The 13,311-nt window shown below is 65.1% G+C and carries 13 protein-coding genes; 2 read left to right on the forward strand and 11 right to left on the reverse strand.

The features are described 5' to 3' along the window. Window positions 1–50 precede the first annotated feature (50 nt). From FDW81_RS09360 to FDW81_RS09395, 8 genes are all read right to left on the reverse strand, one after another. Complete coding sequence (locus tag FDW81_RS09360; RefSeq protein WP_138133915.1) at window positions 51–533, reverse strand: DUF4231 domain-containing protein; 483 nt, start codon at window positions 531–533, stop codon at window positions 51–53. Window positions 534–558: 25 nt separating this feature from the next. Next, window positions 559–1,680 carry a toll/interleukin-1 receptor domain-containing protein gene (locus FDW81_RS09365; RefSeq protein ID WP_138133916.1) on the reverse strand — a complete coding sequence of 374 codons (1,122 nt, stop codon included), beginning with the start codon at window positions 1,678–1,680 and terminating at the stop codon, window positions 559–561. Between the two features lie 184 nt (window positions 1,681–1,864). Beyond that, window positions 1,865–3,307 carry an SLC13 family permease gene (locus FDW81_RS09370; RefSeq protein ID WP_138133917.1) on the reverse strand — a complete coding sequence of 481 codons (1,443 nt, stop codon included), beginning with the start codon at window positions 3,305–3,307 and terminating at the stop codon, window positions 1,865–1,867. Window positions 3,308–3,323: 16 nt separating this feature from the next. Further along, window positions 3,324–3,587, reverse strand: coding sequence for a hypothetical protein (locus FDW81_RS09375; protein WP_138133918.1), 264 nt, complete (start codon window positions 3,585–3,587; stop codon window positions 3,324–3,326). A 222-nt stretch (window positions 3,588–3,809) separates the two neighbouring features. Then, window positions 3,810–4,193, reverse strand: a complete 384-nt coding sequence (locus FDW81_RS09380) for a universal stress protein (RefSeq protein ID WP_138133919.1) — start codon at window positions 4,191–4,193, stop codon at window positions 3,810–3,812. 81 nt (window positions 4,194–4,274) lie between these two features. Further along, window positions 4,275–6,245: a tripartite tricarboxylate transporter permease gene (locus FDW81_RS09385; protein ID WP_138133920.1), complete on the reverse strand. Its 1,971-nt coding sequence runs from the start codon at window positions 6,243–6,245 to the stop codon at window positions 4,275–4,277. 8 nt (window positions 6,246–6,253) lie between these two features. Beyond that, entirely contained in the window at window positions 6,254–7,447 is a 1,194-nt protein-coding gene (locus FDW81_RS09390; RefSeq protein ID WP_138133921.1) for a hypothetical protein, read from the reverse strand. A 68-nt stretch (window positions 7,448–7,515) separates the two neighbouring features. Further along, on the reverse strand, window positions 7,516–8,595 hold the full coding sequence (locus FDW81_RS09395; protein WP_138133922.1) for a PrpF domain-containing protein: 1,080 nt from the start codon (window positions 8,593–8,595) through the stop codon (window positions 7,516–7,518). A gap of 277 nt (window positions 8,596–8,872) precedes the next feature. Here FDW81_RS09395 and FDW81_RS09400 point away from each other — a divergent pair, with 277 nt between their 5' ends. Beyond that, window positions 8,873–9,787 (forward strand): LysR family transcriptional regulator, encoded by a 915-nt coding sequence (locus FDW81_RS09400; RefSeq protein ID WP_138133923.1) that lies wholly within the window; start codon window positions 8,873–8,875, stop codon window positions 9,785–9,787. A 58-nt stretch (window positions 9,788–9,845) separates the two neighbouring features. On the opposite strand, the gene FDW81_RS09405 is transcribed toward FDW81_RS09400, so the two are convergent. Further along, the gene (locus FDW81_RS09405) at window positions 9,846–10,049 is read right to left on the reverse strand and encodes a hypothetical protein (protein ID WP_138133924.1); all 204 of its coding nucleotides are present in this window, start codon (window positions 10,047–10,049) and stop codon (window positions 9,846–9,848) included. 212 nt (window positions 10,050–10,261) lie between these two features. On the opposite strand from FDW81_RS09405, the gene FDW81_RS09410 reads away from it, so the two are divergent. Continuing rightward, window positions 10,262–11,515 carry a S8 family serine peptidase gene (locus FDW81_RS09410; RefSeq protein ID WP_138133925.1) on the forward strand — a complete coding sequence of 418 codons (1,254 nt, stop codon included), beginning with the start codon at window positions 10,262–10,264 and terminating at the stop codon, window positions 11,513–11,515. 12 nt (window positions 11,516–11,527) lie between these two features. Here FDW81_RS09410 and FDW81_RS09415 read toward each other — a convergent pair whose 3' ends face one another. Together FDW81_RS09415 and FDW81_RS18110 are read right to left on the reverse strand one after the other, a co-directional pair. Next, a complete protein-coding gene (locus FDW81_RS09415; RefSeq protein ID WP_138133926.1) occupies window positions 11,528–12,310 on the reverse strand; it encodes a GntR family transcriptional regulator in 783 nt (260 codons plus the stop codon). Window positions 12,311–12,804: 494 nt separating this feature from the next. Next, window positions 12,805–13,179, reverse strand: a complete 375-nt coding sequence (locus tag FDW81_RS18110) for a hypothetical protein (RefSeq protein ID WP_171027158.1) — start codon at window positions 13,177–13,179, stop codon at window positions 12,805–12,807. Window positions 13,180–13,311: the final 132 nt, after the last annotated feature.

Here is a 13,311-nt window from a genome sequence, read left to right on the forward strand (position 1 = left end):
GGTCGACCCCGCCTAACAGCCCGCCTGCCTCTAGCCCCGGGGATCAGCAGCTACCCGGCTTCCGAGCGGCTCGGGGCCTGTTGCTGGCTGCTGGTCCATTTGGCGTGCTCCTGGGAGATCAGGCCCTCGATCCGCTCGGCCAGCTGCTGGTGACGGTCCGCACGCAGATAGGGTCCGGCCTTGGCCAGGTACAGGTACCGTTCGTGCTTGAGTGCCTCGGCGGTGGAACGGTACGTGATCCAGCGTTCCTGGAACTGGTAGAGGTGCTGGGCGCCCTCCAGGACGACGATGACGGCGGCCAGTATGCCAGTTACCAGAGCTGGGCTTCCTACACCGGCAACAACCGGCAGCGCCGCGGCGACCGCGAGTTCCAGCAGCTTGAGCCACTTGTACCGGCGCTGGGCGTCGCTGCTCTTGCGGTCATACCAGCTGATCTGGTCCTCCAGCCGGTCCCATGTGGGATCTTCAGTGGCAGGCGGAACCACGGCCGCGACGGGCTGTGCCGGTCTTGGGCCATCCTCGCGGCGCACCATGGGCTTCCCCCTCCGTTCACGCTGGCTACTCAGCCAGGACAAAGAAGACCTGCCACTTATCCGGGCAGAAGCGTTCGTCGGTCAGCACGTAACAGGGCCACATTTCCCATGTACCGGGACTGTTAAGCAGGACCCGGCCCTGGGCGTTGACGGTGTCACCGGGTGCGAGGACCCGTCCTTCGTTCATGTCCTCGGCGTCGTGGTGTTCCCCTGCCTCATCGCGGGCCCCGACAAATGTGTACTCCAGCCGCAGGGGCTGCTCCGTGATGTTCGTCAAGGCGTAGCTCACCGTGACCGTGTCCCCGACGCGGGGAGGATCAGGATCACGCCGGCTCGTGGCCTGCAGTCCGGTCAGCCGGAGTCCGTCTTCGCTGGTGACGGGAGTGCCGTCGACGTCGATACCGCCCGTTGCCTGGACGGGAGCCTGCCCGTCAGCAGGGTCAGCGGTCGGTGAAGGTCCCCTTTGGAGGTTGGCAACGACGAGGACGGCCAGCAGGATCAAAACGGCGACGGCGCCAATTCCTCCCACGAGCAGGGTCCGCGGCGAAAATCGCCCGCGCTGCCCTGGCGCCTTCCTACCTTCTCCCGCGGCCGCCGGCGCAGCCTGCGCCTCCTCCGCCGTCGTCGGCTGCACGCCGCTGTCCTCCTGTGTCCGTCGCAACTCAGCGAGGGTCCCGTCCAGAACTTTGAACAGCCGGCTGGTATCAAATTCGAAGCGCGCCGGGCTGAACTCCAGGGCCTGGCGGCGCACCAGCTTGGCCAGGCTTTCGGGCAGCTCATCGGCGCGCGGCATCCTGGCCCCGTCCACCAGGATCGGGATCACCCTGACGTTGCGGGTCAAAGCGGCCTGGACCTCCAGGCGCACAAAATCGTCAGGGTCGTCGAGCCGGCGCCGGCCGTGCTCATCGGAGATCGTTGTCCACTTATCACCGATCAGCACCAGCACCACGTCGCAGGAGCCCACTGCCCGGGTGATCGCCTCGACGAAGTCATCCCCCAACTGGATGGAGTCGACGTCCTTGAAAACCTGGCCACCGCCGTAGCGGTCTGCCAGCCGGTCGTATAACCAGCCGGCCGGGTACGCGGTCTCTTCCCGCCGGTAACTGATGAAGATCCGACCCGAGGCGGTCGGGAGCGAACCAGCCATTGTCCACGCCTCTTAAACCCAAGCCTTGCCTGGGAAAATTATACCGTCGGCGGTCCCTGCCAGCGGGGGAGCTGCAGCGGGAAGTCCTGTCCAGAGTCCTTAAAGTCTGACGGCGGGCGGCGGCACCCAAGCCGCCGCCCGCCGTCGTGCCTCCCTCAACCCTGCAGGATAAAAAGGGGGAGCCCTACATGATGCCGGTGGGCACCAGCAGCGCCCAGGCCAGAATGGGGGCGGCCAGGACAATGGCGCCGGCGTAGATCATGAGCTGCCGGTAGACGCGCTGCCTGTCATCTTCCGGCGTGTTGGCTACAACCAGCGCGCCGTCGGTGGAGAAGGGGGAAACGTCGACGACGGTCGCGGCGATGGCCAGGGCGGCTACGGTTCCGGAGGCGCTGAGGCTGCTGGTGGCCAGGAGCGGCCCGGCCAGCGGGATAAAAGCGGTGAGCAGCGCAGTGGACGAGGCGAAGGCCGAACCGACGCCGATCACGTAGCAGAGGACGAGCGCGATGAGCAGCGGAGCTCCGAGGGCCAGGGCCTGTTCGGCGAGTGTGTCGATGACGCCCACGTGCTGGAGCAGTGAGACGTAGGTGATCATGCCCGCCACCAGCAGGACTGTGGACCAGGAGATGCCGCCGATGAAGCTCTGGTGCTCTTTGATGTTGATCAGCGCCAGCAGCAGGCCCGCGGAGAGGGCAACGAAGCCGATCGGCATGCGGAAGCCAAGGGTGCAGACAAGCATCACCAGAATCAGCACCAGGGTCAGGATTTGCTGGCCGTGGGGACGGGTGGTCTTCGAAGTATCCAGGTCGATGGCCTGTCCGGTTCCACCCTCGTGCAGCCGCCCCAGCAGGGCGAAGACGGCGATGGTGAGGACGGACAGGATGAAGTTGACGGCGAAGCTGGCGATGAAGAGCCCGCCCTGGGAGATGGGAAAACCGTTCTCCTCGGCGATGTTGTGGACCAGCACGCCGGCCACGGACAGCGGGGAGAATCCACCGGCATGGGCTCCGTTGATAATGAAGGCACCCATCACCACGGGGTGGATGCGGGATTCGTAGGCGAAGCCGATGGCAGCCGGGGCGAGGAGCGCGACGGCGGCCGGCGAGAAGGTGCCCAGCGACGTCAGTGCGGCGGCCAGCAGGAAGAAAACCCAGGGCAGCACCATGGTTTTGCCCCTAACAAGGCGGACACAGGTCTGGACGATGATGTCGATGGTGCCGTTCCGCTGGGCCATGCTGAAGAAGTAGGTAACACCGATGATGGTCAGCACGATGGTGGCGGGGAAATCTGCGAGGATCTCGCGGTCGGTCATTCCGAGCATGAAATAGCCAACGCCGAAGGATGCCACCAGGCCCATGACGCCGATGTTCAGGGGCCACTTCGTGGCGATGATGAACATCAGGACGAGGATCACGAGCGGGATGATCTGGGTGGCAGTCAAAGTCGGCTCCGAGGTTGTGGCGGCCGCCGGGTTGAAGAGGCTCCCTCCCAGCACGAGGGCGGCCAGACTCAGAATCACAAAAGCGGCCACCGCAATGAGTAGGATACGGCGGCGCGGACTGCGCGGGGCAGATTGCTCCGTGGTCCCGGCCTCAGGGGCTGCGGTGTGTTGTGCTGTTTTTGTCATTGTTTTCCTCGGGGGTTCAGGTGGTGGCGCCGGTTTTCGGGCGCCGGTAAACCGTGACGCCGTCGCTGCGCAGGAAAAGGGCACGGCCGTGGCCGGTGTCCCGGTGGATCCACAGCATGCTGCCGTCAAGCGCGAGGATGTCGATGCGGCCGCTGGCAATGGTCCGGCCCTGCTGCTTAATTTCGATCTGGTCTGCTCTGGACAACGTGCACCAGTTCGGAACCGGCTCGGGGCGGGCAGCCTTCCTGGCTGAACCCGGATGGGTCGGGCGGGTGGACATGTTCGTTCCTTTGACTGCTGACTGCTTAAACGGATGTTGGGGAGGAGGCAGGGAACCTTGGGGTTCCCTGCCTCCTTCTTCTGCGTGGCCCTTTCCCGCGCCCGTCCTTCGGGGTTCCTGTTGCGATGGAATGCAGGGTTTTGGACACGCCTGCCGGCGGTGGCCGGCAGCCACAGGGGGGACCAGTGCAGGCCCCGCCGGGTGGTTGGTTGAGCCGGATGGCTAGTTGAGCCTGTCCGGGCGGACTGCGAGGACCGGGCAGGTGGCGTCCAGCAGGATGCGCTGCACGGTGCTTCCCAGGATGAGTTTCCCCACCATGGAGCGATGCCGCAGGCCGACGACGATCATGTCCACGTTCCGGTCCTGCGCGATCTGGATCACCGCGTCACCGGGGTCCGCGAGGATGGAGGACTCGATGGCCAGTTCGCGCCCGGCTGCCCGGAGCTGGTCTTCAATGTCCTGCATTTCGGCTGGCTCCAGGCCGTGGTGGCCGCGGCCGACATTCACGATCAGGAGGTCCGAGGTCCGAAGGACTGCCTCGGTGATGCCCTGGGTCAGGGCTTCGCGGCCCTCAGGCGAGGGGACGTAGGCGACGAGAACCGTCATGGCGTTGCTTCTTTCCTGTGGATCCGGTGGGTGCGGTGGTTCCGGTGTTTTCGGTGGTTTTTGGGGGAGGCCGCGGACTGCCTAGACAAGGGTGTTCAGCCAGCCCTGCGGCAAATCGATGGGCAGCAGCGACGGGAGCGCGAGAAGCACGACGTACAGCGCGGCGGTGTAGATGATGGCCACCTTGAGCCGCGCCCTGGCCACGATGAGCAGGAACGCCGGGATGAAGACCGTCACGGCGATGAGGTAGCCGAAAGCTGCGGTGAGGGCGAGGAAGGCTGTCATCCACAGGAAGGTCTTCATCGCGAAGCCGGCATCGAGCGTCCACCCGGTTGAGGCTGTCCTGGCCCGGAGCCGTGTCCGGATCTCGGTAAAGAGCAGGATCCCGGAGAAGACCAGTCCGCCGATGCTCACCAGCTGGGGCACAAGGCGTGCCTCCGGTGAGAACGATGCCGAGGAGATCAGTGCGGCGGCAAATGCGACGGCGAAGATTCCGGCGGCGGTCAGGGACCATACAGAGTTCTTCAGCGGGCTCTCGTCGTCTTCCGGGCGCTCGTTGCGGTGCCCGTCGTCGAGGTTGGTGTTCCTGCGGGCGCGGATGAACTTGATGAAGGCCCAGAGGATGGGCAGGACCAGGATGGCGAGGAAGACCAGCACGCCGGGGCGGGCCATCCAGTCCAGCCCGTTGTAGAGGCTGTCGGTCAGGAAGTAGTAGCGCTCCAGCGGGATGGCCAGGACGAAGCCGATCAGGAACGGGGCCCGGGGGAATCCGGTGGACTTCAGGAGCCAGCCGAAGACGCCCAGGATGATCATGACCCAAAGGTCCCCCAGCTGGCCGCCTTCCTGGAAGGAGCCGAGCAGCATCACGGCGACCAGGCCTGCGGCCAGGACGGCGAACGGGACCTTGGTGAGCTTGGCGAGCTGCTTGACGCTGAGGAAGCAGAACAGGGCGCCGAGGATCGAAGCGATCGCGAAGGACCACACAATCAGGTACATCAAATCAAGATGTTCGGTGATGATGGAGGGGCCCGGCTGGATGCCGTAGGTGAGCAGCATTCCCAGGAGCATGGCCGAGGGGACACCGCCGGGGATGCCGAACAGGAGGGTGGGGATGAGGTCGCCGGCTTCCACGGAGTTGTTGGCGCTTTCGGGGCCCACGATGCCGCGGGGGTCGCCCTTGCCAAATTTGCGCTTGTCCTTGGCGGTTGCCACTGCCTGTCCATAGGCCAGCCAGGTTCCGGCGGTGGCGCCGACGCCGGGCAGGACGCCTGCCCAGATGCCGATGAGTGCGCCGCGGATCACCTGGGTCCAATGGGACAGCCATTCACGGATGCCTTGGCCCCAGCCGCCGCCGAGCGTGATGTTCTCCTTTTGGCCGCGCCGCTGGCTGGCGCGGGACGCGATTTCGGCCAGGCCAAAGATGCCCAGCGCCACGGCAACGAGCGAGAGGCCGTCGCCGAGGAACAGGCTGCCGAAGGTAAATCGTTCTTCAGCCGTGGTGGGGGAGGTTCCCACCATGCCGAGGACCAGGCCGAGCAGGCCCGCAGAAACGCCCTTGATGATGTTGCCGCGGGAGAGGACGGCGGCAAGGGCGACGCCGAGGACTGTCAGCATAAACAGTTCGGGGCTTGCGAAGGACAGCACGAGGGGGCGGGCCAGCGGGATGGCGAGCGTCAGGCCGATGGCGCCGATGATGCCGCCGGCCATGGAGGACAGGAAGGCAAGGGTTAGAGCCCTGGCTGCCTTGCCTTTTTTGGCCATGGCGTATCCATCCAGCATTGTTACGCTCGCCGAGGCTGAACCGGGGGCGCCGAGCAGGACGGCCGAGACCGTGTCTGAGGTATGGACGACGGCGAGGGCACCGATGAGGAGCGCCAGGGCCTGGGGCGGTTCCATGCCGAAAGTAATCGGCAGCAGGATCGCGACGGCGCCGGTGCCGCCAAGGCCGGGGATGAGGCCCATGACCAGCCCGGCGACGGTGCCGATCAGGAGCATGAGGAGCAGGGACGGGTCAGCGAGTGATGCCAGCGCTGCCATAGCGGAGTCAAGCATGATGGTCCTTATTCAACGTGGATGTTGTATTTGCTCTCGAGCAGTTCCTTCACGTAGGACCTGACGGAGCTGCTGACGGTGTAGGCATCCCGGACACGGTCGGCCATGTCGGCGTCCGCTACGAGGGGGTAACCGCCGAGGACTTTGGCGGCCTTGGTTTGAAATTCCTTGTCGGCACCGAGCTTTTCGCTTGATTCACGCAGCAGCGTCACGGCTTTCTCGGCCGTCTCCTGCGGGACCCAGAGGCCTTTCTGGTAGGTGTAGGTCAGCCCGAGCAGCGTCTTGTAGGCCTCGAACTTCTCGCCGGACGGCTTCTTGCCGTGCAGTTGCTCGTAGGCCTCGGCAACGGTGGGGACCTCGGGGAAGTTCGGGTCCCGGACTACTTCCCCTGAGTCGTCCAGCTGCCCGAAGGACATCAGGACGGTGGCTTTGCCTTCCTTGGCGATGCCTTCGACGGCGGAGCCGTAGGCCGATGTGGTCTGGTAGTCCAGGTCGATTTCGCCGCGCTGGAGTGCCAGGTTGACCGGGCCGCGCCCTTCGAAGCCGAAGGTGGACGTCACATCAGCCTCGAGCAGGTCGAAGGCCACGAGGGTGGTGATGTCCAGGCCGGTGGCGCTGATCCCGCCGAATTCGAGCGGCTTGTCCCTGTTAACGAGGTCGCCGATTCCCTTGACGCCGGCTTCGGTGCGGGCGTAAATGACCCCGCCGGTGCCGTTGACCACCACGGGTTTCAGGTCCTCAAACGAGTACTTCACCGCGGAGCGTCCCAATACCCACGGAACCACCGTGGACGCGGTTCCCACCAGGATTTCTGTGCCGTCGGTTTTCGCGGAGCGGGCGAACTTGTTGGTGCCCGAGATACCCTCGCCACCGGGTTCGTTGACGGGAGCGAAGCCGGGACGGCCAGGGATGTAGTTGGTCAGCTCGGTGCCGATGAAGCGCGCCCAGGTGTCGGTGCCGCCGCCTGAGGCCAGGGGAATCAGGAATTCAAGGGTTTCACCGCTGAAGTTCCCGTCTTCGGTGCTGGACGGCGGATTGAGGAGCCCTTCGCCCAGGACGGTGGTTGCCAGGCCGAGGACGGCGAAGGAAGCGACGGCTCCCAGCACGGTCCGGCGGCTGTGTTGCGGCGGCTCAGGCAATTCGGAAGCCGCTGTTTCGTCTAAGCCCAAGGGAGGTTCCAGGGCAGACTTTTGACTCGTCATTGAGGTGTCCTTCGTTTGTGCCGTTCCGGTGAACAGGGGTCACGGAAGCGGCATGCTTCGGGGTGGCGCTACCAGACGTCCGGCAGCAGGAGTTCTGCGTCGGCCAGCCGCCGCGCACTTCGCAGGGCGCCGACAACCGGGGTTCCGTCCCGGGTCTCGGACCAGGTCTGGACCAGGCCCGCCGGCGTCCGCAGGTTTACTCCGGAGGCGACGTCGCCGGTGATCAGGTCGGCCACCACCGTTCCTTCGTGCTGGGCGGCCATGGTCAGGGCAACACTGCCGGTGATGGCCAGGGCTGGGTGCAGCCGGCCCATGGAGAGCATCCGGACCACCACGTCGGCCTCGTCATCATCATCCGCCTTGGCCACCAGTGCCAGCTTGGGGATGGCACGTTCGGCGTCCGCCCGGCTTTCGGCCAGGCCCATGCGAACGGCGGCGTCCCGGCGCACGTCGTCAAGGTGCACCAGCAGGTCTGCCCGGCTGTCGATCTCCGCAGCCGTCTCGTGCCCGGTCAGGCCAACAGCTTCAGCCTCGAGGACGATCACCGGCGCACCGGCGTCGATCAGGGTGGCGGGCACCTGGCGTCCGTCAAAGGTCATCTTGTCCATCGGGTCCCCGGTGGGGAAGAGCTTGCCCGTGGTCTTGCCGGCGGGGTTGAAAAAGCCCATTCCGACCGCCAAACCGGGGAAGGGAACGCCGGGGATCATCTGGTCCCCGGAGTCGGCCAGTGCGCCGCCGGGAGTGGCCACCTTCTGCAGGATGAGCTGGTCAGTGTTGGTATTCAACGCCCGTACGGCAGTGCTGTCCTGGCCGGCGGTCACCCAGCCGCGCTGGATGGCATAGGGCGCGACGACGGCTGAACAGTTTCCGCAGTTGCTGCCCCAGTCCACGCGCTGCTCCTCGATACCCACTTGGGCGAAGGTGTAATCCACGTCCGCTTCGTCCGAGATGGAGCGGGAAAGAATGACGGCTTTGCTGGTGGTGGACGTGCCACCGCCGACGCCGTCGATCTGGCGGTTGTCCGGGCTGCCGAACAGACGCAGGAGAACCTCATCCACGGTCTTGCCGGGGACCTGCAGGCTGTCCCATTCGAAGACCCAGCACTTGCTGGTTCCTCCACGCATCCACGTGGCAGGGATCTTTAACATGATTGCTTCAACACCTTTCCCGGGGCCTCATCGGGGGTCACTGGCCGCCTCGGATAACCCAGTGTGACGCCGGTCCTATATGAATTACAAACGCCAAAAAATGCAGGTCTATGCACTTTTACTTCAAACAGAGGCCGAGTTTCAGGGTCGGAGCAGCGGCCTGGAACGGGGGAAGGCTGGGGTAGCCCTTGGACACCCTGCATGATGGCAAGACTCATGAAGCGAATGCATAGAATTGTGAGGGGGTATTAAGGAAAGCTTCAAGGAGGCAAGGGCTGTGCTGAACGTCAGAAGGCTGGAACTGCTGCTGGATGTGGTGGAACTGGGTTCGATCACGGCCGCGGCGGACAAGCACGTCTATTCACCGTCGGGCGTTTCGCAGCAGCTCCGAAGGCTCGAGGCTGAAGTGGGGCAGCCGCTCCTGCAGCGCACGGCCCGGGGGATGGTGCCCACCGATGCTGGGCACGTCCTTACGGCCCACACCCGGAGGATCCTCCGCCAGATGGCAGCGGCCGAAGCAGACCTGGCCGAGATCGCAGGCCTCAACCGGGGAAGCCTGACCATGGGGACTTTTCCCACACTGGGTGGATCATTCCTCCCGTTGGTGATCAGCAGGTTCAAAGCCCAGTACCCGGCAATAGACCTGCACGTGCGCAGCAGCCGCTTCAACGACTTAATCGAGATGCTGGAAAACGGGCAGGTGGGGATGTCCCTGCTCTGGGATTACGAGTGGAACCGGATCAGCCCCGAGAATTTCGCCCTCACCACGGTCTTCGAAGATGCCACCGCCCTGATTGTGGGCAGGGACCACAGGCTTGCCCGCCGCAAGCAGGTGGACATGGCAGACCTGGCCAACGAGGAGTGGATTGTCCGGGAAGAGGAACATCCCGTGGTGGAGGTGCTGCACCGCAGCGCCCAGGCCGCAGGCTTTTCACCCCGCATCTCATTCCATGCCAACGACTACCAGGAAGCCCAGGCCATGGTGAGTGTTGGATTGGGCATTGCCCTTGCCCCGCGGACCGCTGTGGTGAACAAACACCCTGGCGTCAGTATCGTCTCCCTGGGTTCCACCGCCCCCTCCCGCCGCGTATTGCTGGCGCACCGGCATGACAGGGTCCGCGCTGCGGCGGAGATTGCTTTCCAGACCACCCTGCTGGAGGTCGCGAAGGAAAGCAGTGCCGACTTTCGATGACAGGCGCCGGCGGGGCGGCGGGCACCAAAGCAGGCAGTCCGCCGTCGTCGTTATTTGGCTATCGGGGGGAGTCCAGCGCGTCGAACTGCTCCTGCCAGAGGGAGGTGGCAGCAGGCCGCTCGACGTAGTGGCCCAGCTGTGCCAATTCCGGCTGGGACGAGGGGTCGCACGCCGCGTCCCCGCCCACCACGTTTGCCACGGCCAGTGCCTTGGCACAGTCCAGTCCGCCACGCAGGCCCAGCACCAGCGTTGCGCAAGGCATCGCCCGCCCGCGCCGATCGTGTTGACCACCGGCACCGGAATTGAGGGGACCACAGCCACCTTCCGGCCGTGCTCGAAGATCGCCGAGCCGCCCCCGCCGTACGTCACTGCCACCAGCTTGGCCGAGGCGAGTGCCGGGATCAGGGCGTAATCACGCTCGTTGACGATCACCAAGTCATAGCTATTCGGTGGGGGTTGGAGCAAGATGGCGCCATGAAAAAGATCCTTTTGGCTGGTTTCGCAGCCGCATCCATGGCGTTTGGCTTGGTCAACCCGACAGTGGCGGGCAATGCGGCACCGGATCCGTCGCACGTCGTGGGGCAGATCATGGTCAAGTTCCGGGATGCTGGCGCAGCGCCGAACGTGCTGCGCCAGCATGGGCTTAGCGAAGGTCCAAGTATCGGCAGCACCGGCGCGCACCTCATCAAGGTCCCGGCAGGCAAGGAAGTGCAACTTATTGATGCGTTAGGCCGAAACCCCGCAGTCGAATACGCCGAGCCGGACCATGTTGTGACAGCCGCGTCCGATGACGAATACTTTCCCCGACAGTACGCGCTGCAAAATACCGGGCAATCCTTCACGAACACCGAGGGCACGCTGACGGTAGCCGGCGGCAAGGCCGATGCTGACGTGGACGCGGTGGAAGCGTGGAGCGCCACCACCGGAGCAGGCGTCAAGGTTGCAGTGCTCGATTCCGGCGTAGCCAACGACAACCCCGACATTTTCCCGAAGGTGGCAGCTCACGCTAACTTCACCAACGGGGAAACCGGGGACGACAATTATGGCCACGGCACGCACGTGTCCGGCATCGTTGCCGCCACAGCCAACAACACCCGCGGCGTGGCGGGCACGTGCCCGGGCTGCATCATCCTGGACGGCAAAGTCCTGAACGACAGCGGGGTCGGATCCAGTTCAGGCGTTGCGGACGCCATCAACTGGGCCATGGACAACGGTGCCAAGGTGATCAACATAAGCCTCGGAGTCCGGGCGTCACGCACTCTGGAAACTGCTGTGAACAACGCATGGAACAAGGGCGCTGTGCTGGTTGCCGCAGCGGGTAACGGCGGCAACCAGACCAAGATCTACCCGGGCGCCTACCCGAACGTCATCGCCGTCGGTGCCACCGACAACAACGATGCCAAAGCGTCATTTTCAACCTATGGGGCCGGCTGGGTGGACGTCGCCGCGCCCGGAGCCAACGTCTACTCCACCTTCCCGAACCACACGTTCGTCCTGGGGACACAGAACAAGCGCTCGCAGGGGTATGACGTCGGCAACGGAACCTCAATGTCCTCAGCAATGGTCGCCGCCACTGCCGCGCTTGTCTGGAGTACCAACCCCGCTGCCACATCTACTTCGGTGCGTGCGAAGGTCGAATCAACGGCAGAGAAGATCAACGGCCAGCAGACCTACTGGGCGCACGGCCGCGTGAACGCCTGCGACGCCGTCGGTTGTGTACGCCCTTAGACACAGCCCGAATCAGGACTGGAACTGCTGCACCACCGAGAGGTGCCCGGCGCGGGCAGAGACGAGGCACTTGGCGAGGTAGAAGGGCCGGTTGCCGTTCCGGACGTACTGGGTAAGGACCAGCACCGGGTCGGACGGGCGCAGGTCCAGCAGCTTCGCCCGGCTGGGACCCACCTGGCTGAGGCTGATCTGGCACTCGCCCGGCCCGGGCAGCCTGCCCAGCTGTTTGTTGAGTGCGGCAAGCAAGGTGGTGCCGCCGTCGTCGTTAATCTCAAGGGGCGCGGCGGGGCTCTTGCCGAAGCTGACGGGTTGGGCGGTGACGTTTTCCTGCAGGTGGGCGATGGCCTCGCCGTCGCGGATCAGGACTGATTCCCAGAGCCAGCAGTCGGTGCCGGGCTCGACGCCGATGCCGGGGGCGACGAATTCGGAGGCTGCCTGCCGGACCACCTGGGTGCGTTTGACCTCCGCCTGCTGTCCGGGGGTGCCGAGGACTTCCTCGAAGGGTTGGATGCGTTCGATGCCGATGCGGGGGAGTGTGTCCGAGACGAAGCGTCCCACGCCGCGCCGCGCCCTGATGAGCCCGTCCTCCTCGAGCAGCATGAGGGCTTCGCGGACCACGGTGCGGCTGACTTTCATGTCGGTGCCGAGTTCGGTTTCGGTGGGGATCATGGAGCCGGGGGTGAGGAGGCCGTTGCGGATGGCTTCGGCGATCCGGGAGTACACCGCGACGCGCAGGGGTGCGCCGGGTTGGGCGGCCACCGGCTGGGACAGGAACCGGGCGGCGTCCTGGTGCACGTTATGCCTCGCTCTTTTGTCGGTTTTTCCGGGGGATTCCAGCCTAATGCAAGGTCTGATGCGTTTGTTGGACAAGCGTGCGTCTGCTGACTCTTGGGCCAGGGCCTCCGTACATTGGGCTCCATGGTCTCCCGTATCAGCGAACTGGTCCTGAACTGGAGCCGATCCGGAACTCTTGGCGGGGTTCTGGTGCGGCGTCCTCGGGGAGGTGGGACAGACAGGCGACGAGCAGTGGCACGTCCTCGCCCACCCCGAGGGCAACGAGTTCTGCCTGCTGCGCCGGCGGCTCGATCCCTGACCGGGGCGCGCGCCCGGAGTTTCAGGCTTCGAATTGAACCAACCTGACGTCGCGGGAGCGGCTGCCGTTCCCCGGCGCTCACCAAAGACGACGACGGGAGGTAGTCCCGCTGTCGTCGTTCCAGCCTTGCTTGCTGGCCCTATGACTGAATCCGTGCACCCTTCGCACGGTTGCACCTGGCGCGCGCGGCCAGGACTTACTCGCGGGACTTCAGGGCGTCGAACTGCTCCTGCCAGATGGCCAGTTCCCGGGCTTTGTACTGCCTGTGGGCGGGAGTCCATTTGGGCCAGATGTCGGACGAGTCGTAGGAGTCAGGCCGGACAGGAGGCGGGGGAGCTTTTGGCGGCGGCCCGGGGCGTTCCGGGACCGGAGCCTTGTGCGGCTGGGGCCGTAGCGGCGGCGGGGGTGTCTGCGCCCTGGATCTGACGGCCTGCGAGTTGTCGAGCTTGTCCGGGAGATCCAGGGACCACCAGACCGTCTTGCCCAAAGCCCAGATGGTGCCGCAGATGAGCATGACACCAGCAAGAAATGCGATCCAGAGGAGGAGCCCGATGATGGGGAAGAGCACCATGGCCCATTTTATCGGGCGTACCCCCGGTTAGACGAGGGTCCGCGCGCCCTCAGCCGCCGACGGCTGCCCTGCCATCTCGACCGCCCGGCGTGCGCTCGCATGTTTCTGCTCGAACACCTCGCCGGTGCGCTG

Source organism: Pseudarthrobacter sp. NamB4 (genome assembly GCF_005796185.1).
Lineage (GTDB): Bacteria > Actinomycetota > Actinomycetes > Actinomycetales > Micrococcaceae > Arthrobacter.

Coding starts and splice junctions, on each gene's coding strand:
- FDW81_RS09360 (WP_138133915.1), bottom strand. CDS start 533: ATGGTGCGCCGCGAGGATGGCCCAAGACCGGCACAGCCCGTCGCGGCC.
- FDW81_RS09365 (WP_138133916.1), bottom strand. CDS start 1,680: ATGGCTGGTTCGCTCCCGACCGCCTCGGGTCGGATCTTCATCAGTTAC.
- FDW81_RS09370 (WP_138133917.1), bottom strand. CDS start 3,307: ATGACAAAAACAGCACAACACACCGCAGCCCCTGAGGCCGGGACCACG.
- FDW81_RS09375 (WP_138133918.1), bottom strand. CDS start 3,587: ATGTCCACCCGCCCGACCCATCCGGGTTCAGCCAGGAAGGCTGCCCGC.
- FDW81_RS09380 (WP_138133919.1), bottom strand. CDS start 4,193: ATGACGGTTCTCGTCGCCTACGTCCCCTCGCCTGAGGGCCGCGAAGCC.
- FDW81_RS09385 (WP_138133920.1), bottom strand. CDS start 6,245: ATGCTTGACTCCGCTATGGCAGCGCTGGCATCACTCGCTGACCCGTCC.
- FDW81_RS09390 (WP_138133921.1), bottom strand. CDS start 7,447: ATGACGAGTCAAAAGTCTGCCCTGGAACCTCCCTTGGGCTTAGACGAA.
- FDW81_RS09395 (WP_138133922.1), bottom strand. CDS start 8,595: ATGTTAAAGATCCCTGCCACGTGGATGCGTGGAGGAACCAGCAAGTGC.
- FDW81_RS09405 (WP_138133924.1), bottom strand. CDS start 10,049: ATGCCTTGCGCAACGCTGGTGCTGGGCCTGCGTGGCGGACTGGACTGT.
- FDW81_RS09410 (WP_138133925.1), top strand. CDS start 10,262: ATGAAAAAGATCCTTTTGGCTGGTTTCGCAGCCGCATCCATGGCGTTT.
- FDW81_RS18110 (WP_171027158.1), bottom strand. CDS start 13,179: ATGGTGCTCTTCCCCATCATCGGGCTCCTCCTCTGGATCGCATTTCTT.